Source organism: Streptosporangium sp. NPDC023615 (assembly GCF_040640155.1).
Taxonomy (GTDB): domain Bacteria; phylum Actinomycetota; class Actinomycetes; order Streptosporangiales; family Streptosporangiaceae; genus Streptosporangium.
This window is the reverse complement of sequence record NZ_JBFABE010000008.1, coordinates 60,417-81,112: the sequence shown is the minus strand read 5'-3', so window position 1 is coordinate 81,112 and position 20,696 is coordinate 60,417. Positions and strand designations below refer to the sequence as shown.

The 20,696-nt window shown below is 73.3% G+C and carries 19 protein-coding genes; 11 read left to right on the top strand and 8 right to left on the bottom strand.

The window, feature by feature from the left end; genetic code table 11:
- Positions 1-49 precede the first annotated feature (49 nt).
- Positions 50-502: a YbaB/EbfC family nucleoid-associated protein gene (locus AB0G16_RS09055; RefSeq protein WP_362801036.1), complete on the bottom strand. Its 453-nt coding sequence runs from the start codon at positions 500-502 to the stop codon at positions 50-52.
- Between the two features lie 509 nt (positions 503-1,011).
- Here AB0G16_RS09055 and msrB point away from each other — a divergent pair.
- Positions 1,012-1,413: a peptide-methionine (R)-S-oxide reductase MsrB gene (gene msrB, locus AB0G16_RS09050; RefSeq protein ID WP_362801034.1), complete on the top strand. Its 402-nt coding sequence runs from the start codon at positions 1,012-1,014 to the stop codon at positions 1,411-1,413.
- 151 nt (positions 1,414-1,564) lie between these two features.
- Positions 1,565-1,702, top strand: coding sequence for a hypothetical protein (locus tag AB0G16_RS09045; RefSeq protein ID WP_362801031.1), 138 nt, complete (start codon positions 1,565-1,567; stop codon positions 1,700-1,702).
- Here AB0G16_RS09045 and AB0G16_RS09040 read toward each other — a convergent pair.
- From AB0G16_RS09040 to hemG, 3 genes are all read right to left on the bottom strand, one after another.
- Positions 1,681-2,241 carry a hypothetical protein gene (locus tag AB0G16_RS09040; RefSeq protein WP_362801028.1) on the bottom strand — a complete coding sequence of 187 codons (561 nt, stop codon included), beginning with the start codon at positions 2,239-2,241 and terminating at the stop codon, positions 1,681-1,683. The genes AB0G16_RS09045 and AB0G16_RS09040 overlap by 22 nt on opposite strands.
- A 391-nt stretch (positions 2,242-2,632) precedes the next feature.
- Positions 2,633-3,274 carry a hydrogen peroxide-dependent heme synthase gene (gene hemQ, locus AB0G16_RS09035; protein WP_362801304.1) on the bottom strand — a complete coding sequence of 214 codons (642 nt, stop codon included), beginning with the start codon at positions 3,272-3,274 and terminating at the stop codon, positions 2,633-2,635.
- A 62-nt stretch (positions 3,275-3,336) separates the two neighbouring features.
- Entirely contained in the window at positions 3,337-4,779 is a 1,443-nt protein-coding gene (hemG, locus tag AB0G16_RS09030; protein ID WP_362801025.1) for a protoporphyrinogen oxidase, read from the bottom strand.
- Positions 4,780-4,924: 145 nt separating this feature from the next.
- Between hemG and AB0G16_RS09025 the strand changes: the two genes are divergently transcribed.
- Complete coding sequence (locus AB0G16_RS09025; RefSeq protein WP_362801022.1) at positions 4,925-6,073, top strand: DUF4349 domain-containing protein; 1,149 nt, start codon at positions 4,925-4,927, stop codon at positions 6,071-6,073.
- An 86-nt stretch (positions 6,074-6,159) separates the two neighbouring features.
- Here the strand turns inward: AB0G16_RS09025 and hemE are convergent, their stop codons facing one another.
- Positions 6,160-7,197, bottom strand: coding sequence for a uroporphyrinogen decarboxylase (hemE, locus tag AB0G16_RS09020; RefSeq protein ID WP_362801019.1), 1,038 nt, complete (start codon positions 7,195-7,197; stop codon positions 6,160-6,162).
- Between the two features lie 664 nt (positions 7,198-7,861).
- On the opposite strand from hemE, the gene AB0G16_RS09015 reads away from it, so the two are divergent.
- Complete coding sequence (locus AB0G16_RS09015) at positions 7,862-8,458, top strand: DUF3000 domain-containing protein (RefSeq protein WP_362801016.1); 597 nt, start codon at positions 7,862-7,864, stop codon at positions 8,456-8,458.
- The gene (locus AB0G16_RS09010) at positions 8,455-9,681 is read left to right on the top strand and encodes a ribonuclease D (RefSeq protein ID WP_362801013.1); all 1,227 of its coding nucleotides are present in this window, start codon (positions 8,455-8,457) and stop codon (positions 9,679-9,681) included. The genes AB0G16_RS09015 and AB0G16_RS09010 overlap by 4 nt, the downstream gene beginning before the upstream one ends.
- Here the strand turns inward: AB0G16_RS09010 and AB0G16_RS09005 are convergent.
- Together AB0G16_RS09005 and AB0G16_RS09000 are read right to left on the bottom strand one after the other, a co-directional pair.
- Positions 9,665-10,252: an ATP-binding protein gene (locus AB0G16_RS09005; protein ID WP_362801010.1), complete on the bottom strand. Its 588-nt coding sequence runs from the start codon at positions 10,250-10,252 to the stop codon at positions 9,665-9,667. The genes AB0G16_RS09010 and AB0G16_RS09005 overlap by 17 nt on opposite strands.
- 306 nt (positions 10,253-10,558) lie before the next feature.
- Complete coding sequence (locus AB0G16_RS09000; protein WP_362801007.1) at positions 10,559-11,191, bottom strand: HNH endonuclease family protein; 633 nt, start codon at positions 11,189-11,191, stop codon at positions 10,559-10,561.
- A gap of 469 nt (positions 11,192-11,660) precedes the next feature.
- Here AB0G16_RS09000 and AB0G16_RS08995 point away from each other — a divergent pair, with 469 nt between their 5' ends.
- The 4 genes from AB0G16_RS08995 (at position 11,661) to AB0G16_RS08980 (ending at position 15,744) form a co-directional block, all read left to right on the top strand.
- Positions 11,661-12,803 carry a Gfo/Idh/MocA family oxidoreductase gene (locus AB0G16_RS08995; protein WP_362801004.1) on the top strand — a complete coding sequence of 381 codons (1,143 nt, stop codon included), beginning with the start codon at positions 11,661-11,663 and terminating at the stop codon, positions 12,801-12,803.
- Entirely contained in the window at positions 12,803-13,942 is a 1,140-nt protein-coding gene (locus tag AB0G16_RS08990) for a dihydrodipicolinate synthase family protein (protein ID WP_362801000.1), read from the top strand. Before AB0G16_RS08995 ends, AB0G16_RS08990 begins: the two co-directional genes overlap by 1 nt.
- 64 nt (positions 13,943-14,006) lie before the next feature.
- Complete coding sequence (locus AB0G16_RS08985) at positions 14,007-14,840, top strand: sugar phosphate isomerase/epimerase (RefSeq protein ID WP_362800997.1); 834 nt, start codon at positions 14,007-14,009, stop codon at positions 14,838-14,840.
- A gap of 160 nt (positions 14,841-15,000) precedes the next feature.
- Positions 15,001-15,744: a hypothetical protein gene (locus AB0G16_RS08980; protein ID WP_362800994.1), complete on the top strand. Its 744-nt coding sequence runs from the start codon at positions 15,001-15,003 to the stop codon at positions 15,742-15,744.
- A 147-nt stretch (positions 15,745-15,891) separates the two neighbouring features.
- Here AB0G16_RS08980 and AB0G16_RS08975 read toward each other — a convergent pair whose 3' ends face one another.
- Entirely contained in the window at positions 15,892-16,884 is a 993-nt protein-coding gene (locus AB0G16_RS08975; RefSeq protein WP_362800991.1) for a LacI family DNA-binding transcriptional regulator, read from the bottom strand.
- Between the two features lie 202 nt (positions 16,885-17,086).
- Between AB0G16_RS08975 and AB0G16_RS08970 the strand changes: the two genes are divergently transcribed.
- Positions 17,087-18,286 carry a thiolase family protein gene (locus AB0G16_RS08970; RefSeq protein WP_362800988.1) on the top strand — a complete coding sequence of 400 codons (1,200 nt, stop codon included), beginning with the start codon at positions 17,087-17,089 and terminating at the stop codon, positions 18,284-18,286.
- Complete coding sequence (locus AB0G16_RS08965) at positions 18,283-20,358, top strand: 3-hydroxyacyl-CoA dehydrogenase NAD-binding domain-containing protein (RefSeq protein ID WP_362800984.1); 2,076 nt, start codon at positions 18,283-18,285, stop codon at positions 20,356-20,358. The genes AB0G16_RS08970 and AB0G16_RS08965 overlap by 4 nt, the downstream gene beginning before the upstream one ends.
- Positions 20,359-20,696: the final 338 nt, after the last annotated feature.

Sequence of the window (20,696 nt, the reverse complement as noted above, 5' to 3'; positions counted from 1 at the left end):
CGCGCCCTCCGGGGTGCCGGCCCCCGGCACCCCGGAGGACCGGTCCGGATCAGCCCTCGTACCTGGTCCGCATCTCCCGGAGGTTTCGCAGGGCCTCGCTGAGCCCCGGGTCGGCGGAGAGCCCGACTCCCCCGTCCAGATCGGGAAGCCGTCCCTGCAGCGACTCGCTGAAACCCTCCATGCCGCCGAGCAGGGGGGTGAGCACCTCGTCCAGGCGGGTGGCCGCCACCTGTGAGGCCGCGGTCACGGCCTCCATGATGGCCTCCGAGAGCGCCTCCGAGCCCAGCCGCATGGCCCTGGGGTTGATGTCCACGCCCAGCAGGGCCCCGCCCGGGGCGACCTCCACGCTGACCAGCCCGTCGGCCGCCTCTCCCCGGGCCCGCAGGTCGCCCAGCTCCTTGAGCATTCCCTCGTACTGGAGCGAGAGGGCGTCGAATCCCTCGACCAGCCGGTCCACCTCGGGGTTACCCGTCCGCCCGGAGCGGCCGTCAGGCATGGTCATCCGTTCCTCCCGGATACGACTCAAGATCAAAAGGTGCACGAGCACTCTATTACCGCATGGGTTCACAAGCGTGTCATGAGCCGACATCATTCCCGGCCGTCCCGGCGGTCCCCCCGATGCGGGGTGAGGGCGGCCGGGCCCCCGGCGAGAGGGCGGACGGCCCGGGATGACGGGAGACGGGTAGGTCCGCCCCGGAGCCGCCACGGCGGCGGGACCGGGCACTCGACGGGACGGACCGCACGGCCACCTGTTGCTCGCCGGGCCCAGGCGCTGGCGCGCCATCCGGACGGCGGCATTCCGGCCGGTCCGCAGAGCGCGGGCCACCGGACAGATGGTCTGACCCCTCAACGGGAAGGTGATACACCTCCCCATAGGGGAAGACGCGGAAACGGCCACCAAAGGATGCCTCACCCACCAAGATTTTCCGGCGCCCCGTCCCGGGTCGTCTCCCCGCGCCTCGTGCCCCCCTGGCGCCGCCGGGCATCCGGCGCACCACATAGGCTGGTGGCATGGACAAGGTGCTGAAAAGCGACGACGAGTGGCGCGTCCAGCTCTCTCCCGAGGAATTCCGCGTACTCCGCCAGGCCGGGACCGAGCGCCCCCACACCGGGGAGTACGTTGACACCAAGACCGTGGGCGTCTACAGCTGCCGGGCCTGCGGCACCGAGCTGTTCAGGTCCGACACCAAGTTCGACAGTCACTGCGGCTGGCCGAGCTTCTACGAGCCGTCGAAGTCGGAGGCGGTGACGCTGATCGAGGACCGCTCGATGGGCATGACCCGTGTCGAGGTCCGCTGCGCGACCTGTGACTCGCACCTCGGGCACGTCTTCCACGGCGAGGGCTACGGCACGCCCACCGACGACCGCTACTGCATCAACTCGATCTCCCTGAGGCTGGAACCGGCCGGGTGAACCACCGCCGCTCGCCCGCCGGGACCCACCGGCGGCGGGCGGCCCGGCGGGCCGTCGGCCTCCGGGGAGGCCCGTCCCGTCCCGGAGAGGACGGGCCACATCACGCGTAGTATTCGAAGGTCTCCGCAGTGTGTCTCCCTAAGGAGCCCCCGTGCATCTCCGCCACAGGTGGGAGGTCGTCGAGACCATCGGCCAGGTGATCACCCAGCGCTGCGCGATCTGCGGCAGGACCAGGGTCCGGGTGACCTCCGCACGGCGCGGCGCGGGCTACTTCCCCGGTCGCGGATAGGTCAGGCGGCAGTCGGGATCGTCCGGGCCGAGCATGTTGGCCAGGACCGGATTGCCGTTCTCCCCGAACTCGGCCTGGACGAAGACCACCGGGCTGGGCGTGCCGAGCTCTCCCACGAGGTAGTCCACCCCCGCCTCGCACAGCTTGACGGCCTGCTTGGAGTTGTCCGCCGACTCCGGCAGGTCGGTGTATATCCGTAGATAGCCGCCGACCATTCGGACGTCCTTGACCCTCTTGCTCACCTTACGGCCCTCGAAGTAGGCCACCGCGTCCTTGTCGGTGTGCTTGGACGGCCCCGAGGCCTCGGCCTCCATGGCCCTCTGCCGCTTCTTCTCGGCCCTGGCCCGCTCCTGGGCGTCCTTCTTCCCGCTCCCGGCGTTCTCACCGTCCACCTCGGCGGCGACCACGGTGCCGCCCGCCGGTGCCGCGGGCCGGGCCGCCGCGGGGGCGGGACCGCCCGGAGCCGCCGCCCGGGCCACCCCGTTCCGGGGAGCCGCCTCGTCGGGGAACCACACCCCGCCGATCGCGAGGGCGCCCACCGCCAGCGCGGCGATGCCCGCCGAGACGTCGAGAACGTGCGAACGCGACTGTTTTCTCCGGCGCCCCCGAGCACGCCGCCTGGATCGTGCCAGAGCTTCGCCCCTTTTCACCCTTGGCCTCACATCGACAGGTGATTTTCACCGAGTATGGCAAATCCAGGGGGCGGTAAAGAGACTCTCACGAGATTATTTTCATCCGGTCGCCACAGGGGACACGTTCTCCCCCCGGCGTCCCTGCCGTCCCGCCGACCGTGCCGCCGGGACGGGAGCGCGAGGCGCCACCGGTCACGGCGGCACCCCGGCCACGGCGGCACCCGGCCACGGCGGCGCCGGGGCCGGGGCCGGGGCCGCACACCGGTTACGGCGCCGCCGGGGCCGCGCGGGACACCGATTACGGCAGCGCCGCGATCAGCTCGCCGGCCGGCTTGCGGACGCCGGTGTAGAAGGGGATCTCCTCACGGGTGTGACGCCGGGCCTCGGCACCGCGCAGGGTGCGCATCAGGTCGACGATCCGGTGCAGCTCGTCGGCCTCGAAGGCCAGCATCCACTCGTAGTCGTTCAGCGCGAAGCAGGAGACGGTGTTGGCGCGCACGTCCGGGTAGTCGCGGGCCATCCTGCCGTGCTCGGCGAGCATCCTGCGGCGGTCGGCGTCGTCCAGGAGGTACCACTCCAGGGAACGCACGAACGGGTAGACGCTCACGTACGCGCGCGGCTCCTCCTCGGCCAGGAAGGCCGGGATGTGCGACTTGTTGAACTCGGCCGGGCGGTGCAGCGCCATGGCCGACCACACCGGCTCCGAGAGCCGTCCCAGGCCGGTCCGGCGGAAGCGGGAGTAGGTCTCCTGCAGGTCCTCGGCCGTCGGGGCGTGCCACCAGAACATGAAGTCGGCGTCGGCGCGGAAACCGGCCACGTCGTACAGGCCGCGGGTGACCACGTCCTTCCGCTCCATCTGGGCCATCAGGTCGTCGACCTCGTCGGCGATGCCCTCACGGTGCCCGGGACAGCGCTCGCTCACCCTGAACACCGACCACATCGTGTAACGGATCACCTCGTTCAGGTCGCGCGCCTTGGGCCGCGGGTTCACGTCCGTCGTCCTCACCCCTTCGTCAGCGAATCGGTCCTGCTCTGCCATTCTCCCGCCGGATCCAGGTGGTCCAGGATCCGGGCCGCCGCGGCGCGGGCGGTCGAGACGCAGGCGGGGATGCCCAGGCCGTCGTAGGCGGCGCCGCACAGGGCCAGCCCCGGCAGGCCCGCGGCGGCCGAGCGGATGCGGGCCACCCGGTCGAGGTGGCCCACCTCGTACTGCGGCAGGGAGCCGCCCCATCGGGTCACCCGTGAGTCGCGGGGCTCCCCGCGCACGCCCATCACCTCGGCCATCTCGGCCGTCGCCGCCGCGACGAGCTCGGCGTCGTCGCGCTGGAGCGTCGCCTCCTCGCCGATCCGGCCGATCGAGCAGCGCAGCAGGATCAGGCCGGGGCCGGTCTCGGTCAGGTGCGGCCACTTGACCGAGCTGAACGTGACGGCCTTGACCGTCCGCCCGTCCACGGCCGGCACCAGGTAGCCGCTGCCGTCCGGCGGCCGGGGGAACGCCTCGCGCGGGTAGGCCAGCGTGACGACGGCCATGCTCGCGTACTCGATCCGGCCCAGCTCGGCGGCGGCCGAGGGGGCCTGCCCGGCGAGCAGCCGGCTCGCCGCGGGGGCCGGCACGGCGAGGATCACCGCGTCCGCCTCGACGGTCTCGGGCGCGGGGACCGGGCCGGTCACCAGCAGCCAGCCCGCCTGGGTCCGGCGCAGCTCGCGTACGGTGACCCCGGTCCTGATCTCCGCCCCCGAGGCCGCGGCGACGGCCTCGGGGAGGCTGCCCATGCCCCGGCGCAGCGTGGTGAAGACCGGTCCGGCGTCCTTGGGCGCGTCGGCGGAGATGTGCCGGGCGGCGGCGAGCAGCGACCGCTCCGACCGGGCCGCGGCGGCGATCCTGGGCATGGTCGCGTCCAGCGAGAGCCGTTCGGCCCTGCCCGCGTAGACGCCGCCGAGCAGCGGCTCGACGAGCCGGTCGACCACCTCGCCCCCCATCCGGGCCCGGACGTACGCCGCCACCGAGACGTCGGTGCCGATGCGCGTGGCCGGCAGGACGGCCTCCAGCCCCGCCCGCGCCAGGCCGCCCGGCGACAGGACGCCCGACCTGGCCAGCGCCACGAGGTCGGACGGCACGCCCATGACGTGCCCCTTCGGCATGGGCCGCAGCGTCCCCCGGCTCAGGATGCCCGCCCGGGTGGTGCCGGGAAGCCGCAGCTCCTCGCCCAGCCCGACCGCGCCGGCCAGGTCCTTGCCCTCGGGACGCCGGGCGAGCATCGCCTCGGCCCCCGTGTCCACGGCGACGCCCGCCACCTCGGCGGCGTGCAGCTTGCCGCCGATCCGCGGGGCGCCGTCCAGAACGGTGATCCGCAGGTGCTCGTCGCCCCGTCGCAGGTACCACGCGGCGGCCAGCCCGGCGATCCCGCCGCCGACGACCACCACGTGCCTCCGGTTGCCTTCCATGACTCCCGACCGTATCGCTCCGGCACCGCGGGTCCCTCTCCCGCCCCGCGCCCGCGCGCCTGCCCGTGCCGGTCCGGCGCGGAACGTGACGCCATCGTGACCGTCGCGCCCCGAACCCCGCCGCCGCTCCCCTCGTCATCAGGTCATGAACAGATTCCGGTACGGCCGGCACCTGGCCGTCTCCCTCGCGGGCCTGGCGTTGCTGGCGACCGCCTGCGGCGGGGAGTCCTCCACCCTCGACAGCTCCCCCGCCGCCCCCGCCGCCGCCGCCTCCAGGGCCGACGCCCGCGGGGAGACCCAGGCGCGGGCGCCCCTCGTGCGGGCGCCCGGACAGGCCGAGGAGGCCGGGGGTGAGGCGCCCGGGAAGGTCCCCGCGACGGGAGACGGTTACGCGCGGACCGATCGGGTGGAGGTCGTCCCCCAGGACAGGTCCATCGTCTACACGGCCGAGATGACGGTGCGGGCCAAGGACGTTACCGCCGCGGCGGAGGCCGCCCGCCGGATCGTCACCGCCTCGGGCGGCTACCTGGCGATGGAGAGGTCGAACTCCCGCTCCCGGGGCAAGGGCAGCGCGACGCTGGTCTTCAAGATCCCGCCGGGGAACTACACCGGCACGCTCGATCGCCTCGGCAGGGAGCTGGGCACCCGCGAGTCGCTGCAGCAGAACACCGAGGACGTCACCGAGGAGGTGGCCGACGTGGAGAGCCGCCTGAAGTCGGCCAAGGCGGCTCTCGACTCGCTGCGCGCCCTGCTGAAGCGGGCCAACACGATCGGCGAGGTGCTCCAGGTGGAGCGGGAGCTCTCCAACCGCGAGAGCGAGCTGGAGTCCCTGCAGGCACGGCAGAAGTCGCTCGCCTCGCGGACGAGCGTGGCGACGCTGACCCTGAACCTGGTCGGCCCGGCCGCGGTGGTGGAGCGGAAGGACGACGGGCCGTCCGGCTTCCTGGAGGGCCTGAGGGAGGGCTGGAGCTCCTTCGTCACCGCCGTCGGGATCGGCCTGACCCTGCTGGGCGTGCTGCTTCCCTGGCTGGTCGTGATCGCCCTGGTCTGGCTGGTCGTGGCCTTCCTGCTCCGCCGCGGGAGGCGCGGCGGCCCCGCGTCCGCCCCGGCCGGGCGGCCCTCCCCCGGTCCGGACGACGACCGTACGGAGGAGGAGGAGAAGGAGGAGGGGGCCGGCGAGGGGCACGACGGGACCGGAGCACCCGAACCGGCACCGGCCGTGCCGGGGGCGGCACGTCCCGCGGACGCCGGAGGGCCGGACCCGGGGAGGCCGGCCGGCCCGGCCTCCGCCTGACCGCCGGCGAGCTCCCGGCCGGGAACGAGGGTCCGGCCGGGCGCTCGCCGGGACGGGGACGCGACCGCGCCCGCCCGCCGGGGCGGTCAGCGGGCCGAGGCCTCCTGCACGAACGCGGTGAGGCGGGCGAGCTGGTCGGGGTCGGTGCCGGGCAGCACCCCGTGGCCCAGGTTGAACACGTGGCCCTCGAGCCCCGCGGCGCGGGCGAGGATCTCGCCCGCCCGCCGCTCGACGACCTCCCAGGGGGCGAGCAGGACGGCCGGGTCCAGGTTGCCCTGCAGCGCCCTGCCCGGCCCCACCCGCCGGGCGGCCTCGTCCAGCGGGACCCGCCAGTCGACGCCGACCACGTCGGCCCCGGCCTCGCCGAGCAGGCCCAGCAGCTCGCCGGTGCCGACCCCGAAGTGGATGCGCGGGGCGTCCAGCCCCGCCAGCCCGCCGAAGATCCGGCTCGTGTAGGGCAGGACGAACTCGCGGTAGTCGTCGGGCGAGACCGCGCCGACCCAGGAGTCGAAGAGCTGGACGGCGGAGACGCCCGCGGCGAGCTGGACGCGCAGGAAGCCCAGCGTGATCTCGGTCAGCCGGTCCATGAGAGCGTGCCAGAGCTCCGGCTCGCCGTACATCATGGCCTTGGTGTGGTCGTGGTTCTTGGAGGGGCCGCCCTCGATCAGGTAGGACGCCAGCGTGAACGGGGCGCCCGCGAAACCGATGAGGGGGGTCGCGCCCAGCTCCTTGGTCAGTGCCTGGACGGCCTCGGTGACGTAGGAGACGTCGTCCGGCTCGATCGGGCGCAGCGCGCGGGCCGCCCGGGCGTCCCTGATCGGCTCGGCGACCACCGGGCCGACGCCGGGCTTGATGTCCAGGTCGACGCCGATCGCCCGCAGCGGGACGACGATGTCGCTGAAGAGGATGGCCGCGTCCACCCCGTACCGGCGTACCGGCTGCATCGTGATCTCGGTGACCAGGTCGGGGGTCGCGCAGGCGGTGAGCATCGGCACCCCCTCGCGGATCGCCCGGTACTCGGGCAGCGAGCGACCGGCCTGGCGCATGAACCACACCGGCGTGTGGGGGACGGGCCCGCGTCGGCAGGCGCGGAGGAAGGCGGAGTCGGCAGGCTCGGAAGTCACCCTCCCAGGGTCCCACGACGGGGGACCGGTCGGTTCCGCAGGTCACGGGGCGGTGCGTCCGCCGGGAAATCACCGGATATTCGCTTCGTTTGTACCTGAGAATGCCTGGATATTTTTAAATGATGATAATAATCGCGTATTACCGGTTTGGGGGTTTTCGTCCTCTTGGATCTGATGTCATCGCGCCCCTCACGGGCCGGGCGGGACGGAGCGATCATGTTTCCGGGTACAGTTCCTCTCATCGGTGATCCTGGCCCGGCCCCCGGCTGGTCCAAATGTTCGCCAAGTCACCGCGCGGCATCGATTCCTGCACCACTTTGGGGACACGCCGAGCACGCTGCGCGGAAATGTCGGCGCGACGTGCCAACGTCGGACCACGACCCGACGAAAGGCCCGTGCGATGTCCACCATGTGGAGTTCACCCGAACGTCGCGGTGAGCACCGTGCCTCCTGCGCCCGCCGGCGGGTCGTCGAGCAACGATCCCGCCCCCGCGGCACCGGGCGGGACGGCGCCGGACGCGACGGCGCGCCCGTCCCGGGAGTTCCCCGCGGCGGGGTCGCACCCGCCCCGCACAGGCCGCCGACAGCGGCTTGATCGGTTCCGATGGCTCCTACACACACCCCAGTGGTCCCCATGCGATCAGTTTCGACCTACGCTTCCGATATGACCGTCGGTGACGCGCCGCCCGCTCCCGCCGCCTTCAGGCGCGCGGTGGCGAGCATGCGCCCCGCGGAGGTCAGACCCGAGATCGAGCTGGAGGACATCCCGGCACCGCAGCGCCTGGCCCCGTACTCGGCGGCGATCGGCGCCTCGGTCTATCGCGATGACGACGAGCTCGCGATCGGGCGCCTCATCGTGCTCTTCGACCCGGACGGCCAGCGCGGCTGGGACGGCCAGTTCCGCCTCGTCGCCTACGTGCGGGCCGACATGGAGCCCGAGATCACCGAGGACCCGCTGCTCGGCCCGGTCGCGTGGAGCTGGCTCACCGAGTCGCTCGACGCCCACGACGCCGGCTACGCCGCCGCGGGAGGCACCGTCACCAAGGCGGTCTCCGAGGGCTTCGGCAACAAGGCCGAGGACCCGGTGACCACCGAGCTGGAGCTGCGCGCGTCCTGGTCACCGCTCCAGGAGGACCTCTCCGGCCACGTCGCCGCCTGGTGCGACCTCATGTGCCTCGCCGCGGGCATACCACCCCTGCCACCCGACGTGGCGGCACTGCCGCCGCGCCGTCGCGAGGATCCGGAGCCCTTCAGAACGTGACCGACGAGACGACCGTAGTTCCGCTGCTGGAGCCCCGCGAGGGGATCCCGCCCGTCATCGAGGACCAGGCGGCCCTCGCCCGCGTGGTGCGCGCCTTCGCCGAGGGCACAGGCCCCGTCGCCGTGGACGCCGAGCGCGCCTCCGGTTACCGCTACAGCGGCCGGGCGTACCTGGTCCAGCTACGCCGGGCCGGTGCGGGCAGCGCCCTGATCGACCCCATCCGCTGCCCCGACCTCTCCGGGCTCGACGCGGCCCTGGCCGGTGCGGAGGTGGTGCTGCACGCGGCCTCCCAGGACCTGCCGTGCCTGGCCGAGGTGGGCTTCCACCCGCGCGAGCTGTTCGACACCGAGCTGGCCGGCCGGCTGCTCGGCTACGAGCGGGTGGGGCTCGGCCTGATGGTGGAGAACGTCCTGGGCCTGCGGCTGGAGAAGGGCCACTCCGCCGCCGACTGGTCCACCCGTCCGCTGCCGGAGGACTGGCTGCGCTACGCCGCGCTCGACGTCGAGGTCCTGATCGAGCTGCGCGACGTCCTGCACGGGGAGCTGGAGGCCACCGGCAAGCTGGCCTGGGCGCGCGAGGAGTTCGCCGCGGTGCTGGCGCACCGGACCCCGGCACCGCGCTCCGACCCCTGGCGGCGCACCTCCGGCATCCACCGGGTCCGCTCGCTGCGCGGCCTGGCCGTGGTGCGGGAGCTGTGGACGCTCCGCGACGAGCTGGCCCGCGAGTCCGACGTGGCGCCCGGCAGGGTGCTGCCGGACGCGGCGATCGTCACCGCCGCCCTGGAGCTGCCGCGCACCACCAAGGCCCTCACCGACATCGCCCCGTTCACCGGCCGCAGCGCCCGGCGGCACCTGCGCGACTGGCTGGCCGCCATCTCCGCTGCCCGCGCGCTGCCCGACTCGGAGCTGCCCCAGCCCAGCGTGCAGGGCGACGGGCCGCCTCCGGCCAACCGGTGGATGGACCGCGACCCGGTCGCCGCCCGCCGGCTGGCCGCCGCCAGGACCGTGGTCGCCGCCCTCGCCGACGAGCACCACATGCCCGCGGAGAACCTGATCCAGCCCGATGCGGTACGCCGCCTGACGTGGGAGCCTCCCGAGGTCGTCGACGACGCGACCGTCGCCGCCCGGCTGCGTGAGCTGGGCGCCCGCGAGTGGCAGATATCGCTGACCGCCCACCCGATCGCCAAGGCCCTGCTCCGTCTGGAGATCAAGGGGCAGGCGTGAAGGGGACGGTCGTGAGAGGGGCCGGCGCGAAAGGGCCGGGCGTGAGGGAGCCGCACACGACAGGGCCGGACACCACAGGGCCGGGCCCGGCCGCTCGGCCCGCCGGGAGTGCCCCCGGCAGGCGGTGCCCCGCCCCCGCGGTCTCGGCGCCCGGGGGCGACGGCCGCGCGTAGGGAACGGCGCACCACACGGTCCGGCCCAGGCCGCGGCCGTGCTCGCGCGTCCCCCACCGCCCGCCCGAGATCCGGTCCACGATGAGCAGGCCACGGCCGCGCCCCGCTCCCGCGGGCCGGTCGTGCGGGATGTGCGGCGCCCGGGTGGCGGAACCGCCGTCGGAGACCTCCACCTGGACGGAGTCGGCGCTGTCGGTGAGGGTGAGCCCGATCAGGTCGTCCACCGGGCCGCGGTCGGAGTGCTCGACGGCGTTGGCCAGCAGTTCGGAGACCACCTGGACGACGTCCGCCAGCAGGCAGTGGTCCGCGCCGAGGGCCTCGCGCGTCTCGTGGCGTGCCTGCCGTACCGATTCATGAGTGTTGTCGAGGAACATCTCTGCGAGCTTTCTCTGTTCCATGCTCGAAGCCCCCACCTGGATCTCATGACTCGCCGCCTTCGTGGCCGTCCCCGCCGGGAATCCCTACCGGGACGACTACCCTGCGCGTCCGTCCCGACACGTAGCGGAGGCGTTTCCGCGCGCCTTTCGCGTGGCGCGGGCGGGCCGCCGATCGGGCGCGACACGACCCGGTCGCCGGTCGCCGGTGAGGGGCGCACGGGAACGGCCGCCCCGCCCCCTGCCTCGGAGAGGGGGCGGAACGGCCGTCGGGAGAGCGGCGGACCGGCGGGTCGGATCGCCAGGCCGCCGGGTCAGCAGGTCAGCAGGTCAGCAGGTCGCGAGCATGTTCTGCAGGGCGGTCTTCTCCGAGCCCTGCAGGGTCAGCTTCCAGTGGAACTTCACCTGGATCCACGCCCTGGCGTAGGTGCAGCGGAAGGTGCCCAGAGGCGGCTGCCACGTCGAGGGGTCCTGGTCGCCCTTGGCCTGGTTGACGTTGTCGGTCACCGCCCACAGCTCGGGCCCGCCGAGGTCGTTGGCGAAGGACTGCCGCTGCGCGGTGGTCCAGGCGTGGGCGCCGGAGCGCCAGGCCTCGGAGAGCGGCACCATGTGGTCGATGTCGACGTCGCTCGCGGCGGTCCAGGTGGCGCCGTCGAACGGGGAGTACCACCTGCCGGAGGTGGCCGCGCAGCTGGAGTTGACGACGACTCCCGTACCGTCCCGCTTGAGCACGGTCTCGCGGGTGTTGCAGGCGCCGCTGATCGTCGTCCAGTGGGGGAACAGGGAGCGGTCGTAGGAGGACTGGTTGCTCTCCGGCGCCACGGTGAGCGTGGCCAGGCGGCCGGCGGCGGTGGCCGCCGAGGGGATGTTGGGCGGGGTCGCACCCGCCGTCCCCGGGGTCAGGGAGAGGGTCAGGACGACGGCGGCCAGGGCGGCCGAGGCCGCGGTGACGACTCGTTTCACGAGTTGCCCCTTCTGTCGCTCCACCTCGGCCAGTCGGGGGGTCTGGGCAGGGCAAGGGGAGGACAGACGGAACGTCTCAAGTCATGACAAATGAGCAAATGTCATGGTTTGACGAGCAGTCAGGAGGCGATTGGTCGGATCCTGTCGCGTGTCGGCTCACGTGACGCCGTGATCTGCGGCGACATCGCGCGGCCGGGCCGACGACGGGCGCCTTCCCGCGCCTTTTCCAGGAGAAGGCACCGTGAAAATCAGGTGAACGGCGAAACGCCGACGGAAAACCCCTTTCGCCGGACGCCTTCCGTTCCGGAAAACGTCGACCCCGGTTGTCCCGAGACATGGAACACCACGTCATGACGTGGATCGATGGTTAGGAACATCACACCCCACTCCCCTGTCGAACGCTTGCAGCGACCCCGTCACCTGCCGTACGGTGGTTTGGAAAGCGCTTTCCATAGGAGGTCCGGAGAAGATGTCCCCGCAAAGCATCGGCGTCGTGATGAACGGCGTCACCGGTCGCATGGGTTATCGACAGCATCTGGTGCGATCGGTCCTGGCGATCAACGAGCAGGGCGGCGTGCCGCTGTCCGACGGCGGACGGGTTCTGCTCAGGCCGGTGCTGGTGGGCCGGAACGCGGAGAAACTCGAGCGGCTGTCCAAGGACCACGACATCGCCGACTGGACCACCGACCTCGAGGCGGCCCTCGCCGACGACTCCAACCTGATCTACTTCGACGCCCAGGTCACCCAGGCCAGGGTGAAGGCCGTGCTCAGGGCGATCGAGGCGGGCAAGCACGTCTACGCGGAGAAGCCGACCGCCGAGACCTCCGAGGACGCCCTGGCCCTGGCCGAGGCCGCCGCCGCCAGGGGCGTGAAGAACGGCGTCGTGCAGGACAAGCTCTTCCTGCCGGGCCTGCTCAAGCTCAGGCGCCTGATCGACGGCGGCTTCTTCGGCCGCGTCCTGTCGGTGCGCGGCGAGTTCGGCTACTGGGTGTTCGAGGGCGACTGGCAGAGTGCCCAGCGCCCCTCGTGGAACTACCGCACCGCCGACGGAGGCGGGATCGTCCTGGACATGTTCCCGCACTGGGCGTACGTGCTGGAGAACCTGTTCGGGCGGGTCACGTCGGTCTACGCCCAGGCGGCCACCCACATCCCCGAGCGGGTGGACGAGGAGGGTGAGGCCTACCGCGCCACCGCCGACGACGCCGCCTACGGGATCTTCGAGCTGGAGGGCGGGATCGTCGCGCAGATCAACTCCTCCTGGAGCGTCCGGGTGAACCGCGACGAGCTGGTGGAGTTCCAGGTGGACGGCACGCACGGCAGCGCCATCGCGGGCCTGCGGAACTGCCGCGTCCAGCACCGGGCCACGACCCCCAAGCCGGTCTGGAACCCCGACCTGCCGGTCACCGCCCGCTTCAGGGACGACTGGCAGGAGGTGCCCGACAACGCGGAGTTCGACAACGGCTTCAAGATCCAGTGGGAGCGGTTCGTGCGCCACGTGGTCGAGGACGCGCCCTTCCCCTACGACTTCGCCTCGGGCGCGCGCGGCGTCCGCCTCGCCGAACTCGGCCTGCGCTCCTCGGCCGAGGGCCGCCGCCTGGCGGTGGAGCCCTGATGAGGATCGCGCTCCCCGGCGGGACGCACGTCCTGCGCGAGCCGGTGACCTGGGCCAGGCCCGCCGGCCCCGCCGTCTCGCGCGTCGTCTACGCCGCCGCGCACGTGGTCGCCGACCCGCTCGGCGACAACACCCCCGGCTCCCCGGCCGCCGTCGACTGGGACGCCACCCTGCGGTTCCGCCACCACCTGTGGTCGCACGGCCTGCGGGTGGCCGACGCCATGGACACCGCCCAGCGCAACATGGGCCTGGACTGGCCCGCCACCCGGGAGCTGATCCGGCGCAGCGCCGTCGAGGCCAAGGCGTTCGGCGATCTCGGCGACCCGGCGACGCTGGTCGCCTGCGGCGCCGGCACCGACCAGGCCCCGCACGCCAGGACCCTGGAGGAGATCACCGCCGCCTACACCGAGCAGATCGAGACCGTCCGGGAGGCGGGTGCCGGGGTCATCGTCATGGCGAGCCGGCAGCTCGCCGCGGTGGCCAGGGACGCCGAGGACTACCACCGGGTCTACGGCGAGCTGCTCTCCCGGGCCGACCGGCCGGTGATCCTGCACTGGCTGGGCGAGATGTTCGACCCGAACCTGGCGGGCTACTGGGGTTCGAAGGACGTGGCCGAGGCCACCGCGTCGTTCCTCGCGCTGATCGGCGAGCACGCCGCCAAGGTGGAGGGGGTGAAGGTCTCGCTGCTGGACGCCGAGCACGAGGTCGCGCTGCGCGCCGCCCTTCCCGAGGGCGTCAGGCTCTACACCGGCGACGACTTCAACTACCCCTCGCTGATCAAGTCCGGCAGCCACGCGCTGCTGGGGATCTTCGACGCGATCGCCCCGGCCGCCGCCGCGGCCCTGGAGGCGCTCGACGCCGGTGACCTGGACCGCTACGACGAGATCATGGAGCCCACGGTCCCGCTCTCGCGGAAGATCTTCGAGGCTCCCACGTACAACTACAAGACCGGCATCGTCTTCCTGGCCTGGCTCAACGGCCACCAGGACGCCTTCTGCATGGTCAACGGCGCCCAGGCCGCCCGCTCGCTGCCCCACCTGGCCGAGGTGTTCCGCCTGGCCGACCGGGCCGGGCTGCTGGCCGACCCCGAGCTGGCGGTCGCGCGGATGCGCTCCCTGCTGGCGGTGAACGGATCGTGAGGGCCTCGGCGGCGGGTGCCGCACCCGGGGCGTCCACCCCGCCCCCGGGGCCGGGAGCGTGGCGATGAGCCGTTTCTCGATCAACCAGTGGACCACGAAGCGGTGGTCGGTGGCCGAGGTGGTCGACGGGTGCGCGCGGCACGGCGTCGAGGCCGTCGGCCTGTGGCGGCAGGACGTGGCCGCGCAGGGGCTGGCGATGAGCGTCAAGCTCGTCGCGGACGCGGGCCTGCGGGTGTCGTCGCTCTGCCGGGGCGGCTTCCTGACCACCGGTTCCCCCGAGGCCCTGGACGACAACCGCCGGGCGATCGACGAGGCCGCCGAGCTGGGCGCCGCCTGCCTGGTCATGGTGGTCGGCGGCCTGCCCGGCGTGGTGCCGGGCGAGCCGCTGGGGACCTTCTCGCGCGACCTGCCCGCCGCCCGGGAACGGGTCGCCGAGGCGCTGGCCGAGCTGGCGCCGTACGCGGGCGAACGGGGGGTGCGGCTGGCCCTGGAGCCGCTGCACCCGATGTACTGCGCCGACCGGGCCGTGCTGTCCACCCTGGGCCAGGCCCTCGACCTGGCCGAGCGGCACCCGGCCGAGCAGGTGGGCGTGGTCGTCGACACCTTCCACGTCTGGTGGGACCCGCAGGTCGTCGAGCAGATCTCCAGGGCCGCGGGCCGGATCGCGAGCTATCAGGTGTGCGACTTCCTGTCGCCGCTCCCGGCCGACGCGCTGCTCGGCCGGGGGGTCATGGGCGACGGGGTGATCGATTTCGCCCCGCTGACCGCGGCGGTGGCCGCGGCGGGCTACACCGGGGACGTCGAGGTGGAGATCTTCAACGCCGACGTGTGGGCCGCCGACCCCGACGAGGTCCTGACCAGGGTGAAGTCCGCCTTCGGCGAGCTGATCGGCCTCTGAGACGCCCCTGCCCGCCGCCGTTGCCCGTACGGGCGCGGCGGCGGTTCCCGTGGGCGGCCAGCGGCGCGGACCGTTCCAGGGGGCGGGGAAAACGGGTTCGCCGGGCCCGGATCGGGGCTTCACGTTGGAGTGACGAGGCAGGTACTCGTACGGTAGGGGTATGACGACCGCAGAGAGCGAAGCCAGCCCCGCCGTACAGCGGCCGCCGGAGCACGTACTGGCCGTGTTGGAGGCCATCATGGAGTGGGAGGCGGCCAATCCCGACTCGGCCCCCTCCGGACAGGGAGAGGCGATCCTCTGGGCCCTGGGCAAGCGCGAGCAGGCGCCCATCAGTGGACGGCCCAGCTCCGGCCCGCCCACCCTCGCCGACGCCCGCGCGGAGATCGACGCCGCCGAGCGGGTGCCCCGTGAGGGCCGGGTCGTCCCGGCCGACGGGGTCATCAGCACCCTGAACTGGCTGATCGGCGCCAAGGACGGCCTGCCGATCCCCGGCCGCCGCTCCTCGGAGGGGCACGGACACCTGGTCGGCGGGCGCGGGGTCATCCTGCGCACCGAGGCCGAGATCAGCCGGATCGCCGAGCTGGCCCGGGCGGGAATGCCCGGAGCGGCGGGCGAGTGGGAGAAGGAGTGGTGCTCGGGGACCGTCGCCGTGTGCGAGTGGGTCCTCGGCACGCGCCGCAAGTCCCCGGTCCGCAACACGCCCCGTCCCATCCACGGGCCGACCGGGCTCAACCTCGGCATGGAGGAGACCGCGGCCGAGGACGTGTCCCGCCAGCTCGGCCGGGGCCGCCAGCACTCCCCCGGGTACGGCGACGGGGTCATCCGGACGATCCGCTGGCTGCGCGGGCAGATCACCGTCCCGCCGGTCAACGAGCAGGGAAACCCGATCGCCGGCATGCGCTGACCGCCCGTTCCCGCCCCTTCACCTCCCGACGGCACGACCGGCCCGGACCACCCGCCAGGGAACCGGGCCGATCACCGTGACGCGCGGGCCGGCGGAAGAGCGGCACGGGTCCCGCCCGGCTCGGCGGACCGGCCGCGGCACCGGCCCTCAGTCCAGGCCGCGGGTGCTCTCGCGGAGGATGACCTCGCCCGCCACGACCTCCGCCCTGCCGTCCCCCGTGGTGTCCATGGCCAGCTCGACCGCGCGGACCCCCATGTCCGGGAGCGGCAGCCGCACGGTGGACAGCGCGGGAACCAGGTCCCGCAGGGTGAAGATGTCGTCGAAGCCGGCCACGGAGACGTCCTCGGGCACGCGGATGCCGCGGTCCCTGAAGGAGGCCAGGGCGCCCACCGCCATCACGTCGGTGACCGCGAAGACACAGGTGACACCGGTCACCTGGGTGGCGGCGGCGTAGCCGCCCTCCCGGTCGAAGGAGCCGTACAGCACGAGCGGCTCGGGCAGGCCGAGCTCCCTGAGCGCGCCGACGAAGCCGGTGACCCTGTCCCGGGGCGAGAGCAGCCAGTCGGGGCCGGCGAGGACGGCGAAGTTGCGGTGTCCCAGCCCGGCCAGGGCCCTGGCCAGCGCGGCGGCGCCCGCGCGGTTGTCCGGGACCACCGTGTCGGTGCCGAGCAGGTCCTGTCCCACACAGGCCACCCGGCCGCCGGTCTCCCGGTAGCGGTCGAGCTCCTCGCGGAGCCTGCGGGTCGGCTCGGGGTCGGCGACCCGGGAGCCGACGAGCAGCACCGCGCGGACCCGCTGGGCGTTCAGCGTCGAGACGTAGGCGATCTCCCGGCTCGGGTCGCGGTGCGTGGTGCCGATCATGACCATGAGTCCCTGGCCCTCGGCCACCCGCATGGCCCCGTCGGCGATGGCGGCGAAGTAGGGGTCGATGAGGTCGTGCACGACCAGGCCGATCACGTTGCTGGCCCCCCGGGCGAGGGTCTGCGCGGCCACGTTGGTGCGGTACCCGAGCTCGGAGGCGGACAGTTCCACCTTGGCCCGCAGGGACGCACCCACCTGGCGGGTGCTGCCGTTGAGCACCCGCGACGCCGTGGCGAGCGAAACGCCCGCGTGCCGGGCGACATCCTCAAGCGTGACCACCGACGACCTCCAGGAAAACGTTTTCCAAGTCTGCCAGAGCTGCGTCCGTCTCGCATCCCGGACATTCCGGCGAGACGGAGCCGAGGAGCGGCGCGCATCCTCGGGGACAACCTACCCACCGGGCCCCGGCCCGGCCGCGCCAAGCGTTGTTACCGACCAGTAGCATGTGGGGGAATCCATCCAGCAGCGAGGAGCGAACCCCGTGCCTTCGTCTCGTGACGTCGTATTCGTCGACGGCGTGCGCACGCCCTTCGGCAGGTCGGGCCCCAAGGGCCTGTACGCCGAGACGCGCGCCGACGACCTGGTGATCCGCGTCATCCGCGAGCTGATCCGGCGTAACCCGAACCTGCCCCCCGAGCGCGTCGACGAGGTCGCCATCGCGGCCACCACGCAGATCGGCGACCAGGGCCTGACCCTCGGCCGTTCGGCCGCGATCCTGGCCGGGCTGCCCAAGAGCGTGCCCGGCTACTCGATCGACCGCATGTGCGCCGGCGCGATGACCGCGGTGACGTCGGTCGCCGGGGGCATCGCCTTCGGCGCCTACGACGTCGCCATCGCCGGCGGCGTCGAGCACATGGGCCGCCACCCCATGGGCGAGGGCGTCGACCCCAACCCCCGCTTCCTGGCCGAGCGCCTGGTGGACACCTCCGCGCTCGTCATGGGCATGACCGCCGAGAACCTGCACGACCGCTACCCCTCCATCACCAAGGAGCGCGCCGACGCCTTCGCGCTCGCCTCCCAGGAGAGGGTGGCCAAGGCCTACGCCGACGGCAGGATCCAGCGGGACCTGGTCCCGGTGGCGGTCAGGTCGGCCGAGAGGGGCTGGGGCCTGGCCACCGCCGACGAGGCTCCCCGCCCCGGCACCACGCTGGAGGGCCTGGCCGGCCTGAAGACCCCGTTCCGCTCGCACGGCAGGGTCACCGCGGGCAACGCCTCCGGCGTCAACGACGGCGCCACCGGCTGCATCGTGGCCGCCGCCGACGTCGCCGCCGAGCTCGGCCTGACCGCGCGGATGCGCCTGGTCTCGTACGCCTTCGCCGGCGTGGACCCCGAGGTCATGGGCGTCGGGCCGATCCCCTCCACCGAGCGGGCCCTGCGGCTGGCCGGCCTGTCGGTCTCCGACATCGGGCTGTTCGAGATCAACGAGGCGTTCGCCGTGCAGGTGCTGGCGTTCCTGGAGCACTTCGGCATCGCCGACGACGACCCCCGCGTGAACCCCTGCGGCGGCGCCATCGCCTTCGGCCACCCGCTGGCCTCCTCGGGGGTACGCCTGATGACGCAGCTCGCCCGCGAGTTCGGCGAGCGTCCCGACGTCCGCTACGGCGTGACCACGATGTGCGTCGGCCTCGGCATGGGCGGAACGGTCGTCTGGGAGAACCTCGGCCGGGAGGGCGAGAAGTGAGCGACATCAAGGACCTGTTCACCGACGAGGTCGTCACCCGCGCGACCGTCCGCGACGTGGAGCTGCCGCACGGCGCCGGCACCATGGCGCTGATCACGCTGGACAACGGCTTCGACCACACCAGGCCGTCCACCTTCGGTCCCGCCGGGCTGGCCTCGCTGGGCGAGGCCCTGGACGCCGTCGCCGGTCGCGGCGACCTCGCGGCCGTGGGCGTCGTCGGCAAGCCGTTCGTCTTCGCCGTCGGCGCCGACCTCAAGGGCGCCGCGCTCATCTCCGAGCGGGAGCAGGCGCTGGCGATCGGCCGGCTGGGCCACGAGGTGTTCCGCCGCCTCGGCGAGCTGGACGTGCCGTCGTTCGCGTTCGTCAACGGCGCGGCCATGGGCGGCGGCCTGGAGGTCGCGCTGCACTGCACGTACCGGACGATCTCCGCGGGGGTGCCCGCGGTGGCGCTGCCGGAGTGCTTCCTCGGCCTGATCCCCGGCTGGGGCGGCACCTGGCTGCTCCCCCGCCTGGCGGGCCCGGCCACCGCCGTCAGGCTCATCGTGGAGAACCCGCTCGCGCAGAACCGCACGATCAAGGGCGCGGAGGCGTTCTCGCTCGGCCTGGCCGACGCGATGTTCGAGCCCGCCGACTTCCTGGAGGAGTCGCTGCGCTGGGCCGCCCGGGTGCTCCGGGGCGAGGAGACGGTCTCCCGGGCCGATCACACCGGGACCGACTGGTCGGCGGCGGTCGCCGACGCCCGCTTCCTGCTCGACGCCCGGCTGCACGGCGCCTCCCCGGCCCCGTACCGGGCGCTGGAACTCGTCGAGGCGGCCCGCACCGCCTCCCGCGACGAGGGCTTCGCCGCCGAGGACCGCGCGCTGGCCGACCTGCTCATGGGCGACGAGCTGCGCGCCGGCCTGTACTCCTTCGACCTGGTGCAGCGGCGGGCCAAGAAGCCCGCCGGGGCCCCGGACGCTGCCCTGGCCCGCCCGGTGACCAAGGTCGGCGTCGTCGGCGCGGGCCTGATGGCCTCGCAGATGGCGCTGCTGTTCGCCCGGCGCCTGCAGGTGCCGGTCGTGCTCACCGACCTGGACCGCGAGCGCCTGGACCGGGGCGTCGGCCACGTCCACGCCGAGGTCGACAGGCTGCTCGGCAGGGGCCGCGTCTCCGCCGACGAGGCCAACCGGCTCAAGGCCCTGGTGACCGGCTCGCTGACCAAGGACGCGTTCGCCGACGCCGACTTCGTCATCGAGGCGGTGTTCGAGGACATGAAGGTCAAGAAGCAGGTCTTCGCCGAGGTGGAGCGGGTCGTCTCCGACGGGTGCGTGCTGGCCACCAACACCTCCTCGCTCTCGCTCACCGAGCTGGCCTCCGGACTGCGTCGTCCCGAGCGCGTCGTGGGCTTCCACTTCTTCAACCCGGTCGCGGTGATGCCGCTGCTGGAGATCGTCCGGGGCGCCGGGACCGACGACGCGGCGCTCGCCACGGCCTTCGCCGTCGGCCGCTCGCTGAGGAAGTCGTCCGTGCTGGTCAAGGACGCGCCCGCGTTCGTGGTCAACCGCCTGCTGACGCGCTTCATGGGCGAGGTCATCGGCGCCGTGGACGAGGGCACCCCGCTGGAGGTCGCCGACCACGCGCTGGACGGGCTCGGCCTGCCGATGACGCCGTTCGCGCTGCTGCAGCTCGTCGGCCCGGCCGTGGCGCTGCACGTCGCCGAGACCATGCACGAGGCCTTCCCGGACCGCTACGGCGTCTCGGAGAACCTCGCCCGGCTGGTCGCCTCGGGCAAGCCCGGCGTGTACGCGCCGGACTTCTCGCTGGACCCCGAGGCGGTGGCCCTCTTCTCGGGCGGCACCTCCCCCTCGACCGCCGAGGAGGTCCGGCTGCGGGCCCTGCGGGCGCTGGCCGAGGAGATCCGCCTGATGCTCGCGGAGGGCGTGGTCTCGGCCGCGCAGGACATCGACCTGTGCATGATCCTGGGGGCCGGCTGGCCGTTCCACCTGGGCGGTATCACCCCCTACCTGGACCGGGCCGGCATCGCCGAACCCCGCTTCCTGCCGGCGGGCGTGGCCTCGGTTCCCGGCCGGTGATCTGACCGGAAGGCTTCGGCCGGGGGGCGCGCTCGGCGGAGCGCGCCCCCTTCCTCGTCCCTCCCCGCCGACCGGCCTCGGTCGTGGACGGCCGGTCGTGGACGGCCGGTCGCCGGGGGCCGGTGGCCGACCGCGGGTCACCTGTTGCGGGCCGCCGGTCGTGGGTCGCGGGTCGTCCGCCGCGGGTCGTCCGCCGCGGATCGGGGTCGCGGTACGAACCAGATAGAAAGACCGGAAAAGCCAACAAGGCTCCGACCTGGCCGTATGCGGTCCCGGGCCTCCTCCCCGGTATGGCGGAACCGGCCGCTCCCGTCGCAGTACGGTGCACTCATCCACAC

What these genes read in the sequence shown, in the direction of transcription:
- AB0G16_RS09055 (WP_362801036.1), bottom strand. Translation starts at nt 502, where the DNA reads ATGACCATGCCTGACGGCCGCTCCGGGCGGACGGGTAACCCCGAGGTG.
- msrB (WP_362801034.1), top strand. Translation starts at nt 1,012, where the DNA reads ATGGACAAGGTGCTGAAAAGCGACGACGAGTGGCGCGTCCAGCTCTCT.
- hemQ (WP_362801304.1), bottom strand. Translation starts at nt 3,274, where the DNA reads ATGTGGTCGGTGTTCAGGGTGAGCGAGCGCTGTCCCGGGCACCGTGAG.
- hemG (WP_362801025.1), bottom strand. Translation starts at nt 4,779, where the DNA reads ATGGAAGGCAACCGGAGGCACGTGGTGGTCGTCGGCGGCGGGATCGCC.
- AB0G16_RS09025 (WP_362801022.1), top strand. Translation starts at nt 4,925, where the DNA reads ATGAACAGATTCCGGTACGGCCGGCACCTGGCCGTCTCCCTCGCGGGC.
- AB0G16_RS09015 (WP_362801016.1), top strand. Translation starts at nt 7,862, where the DNA reads ATGACCGTCGGTGACGCGCCGCCCGCTCCCGCCGCCTTCAGGCGCGCG.
- AB0G16_RS09005 (WP_362801010.1), bottom strand. Translation starts at nt 10,252, where the DNA reads ATGGAACAGAGAAAGCTCGCAGAGATGTTCCTCGACAACACTCATGAA.
- AB0G16_RS08995 (WP_362801004.1), top strand. Translation starts at nt 11,661, where the DNA reads ATGTCCCCGCAAAGCATCGGCGTCGTGATGAACGGCGTCACCGGTCGC.
- AB0G16_RS08990 (WP_362801000.1), top strand. Translation starts at nt 12,803, where the DNA reads ATGAGGATCGCGCTCCCCGGCGGGACGCACGTCCTGCGCGAGCCGGTG.
- AB0G16_RS08985 (WP_362800997.1), top strand. Translation starts at nt 14,007, where the DNA reads ATGAGCCGTTTCTCGATCAACCAGTGGACCACGAAGCGGTGGTCGGTG.
- AB0G16_RS08980 (WP_362800994.1), top strand. Translation starts at nt 15,001, where the DNA reads ATGACGACCGCAGAGAGCGAAGCCAGCCCCGCCGTACAGCGGCCGCCG.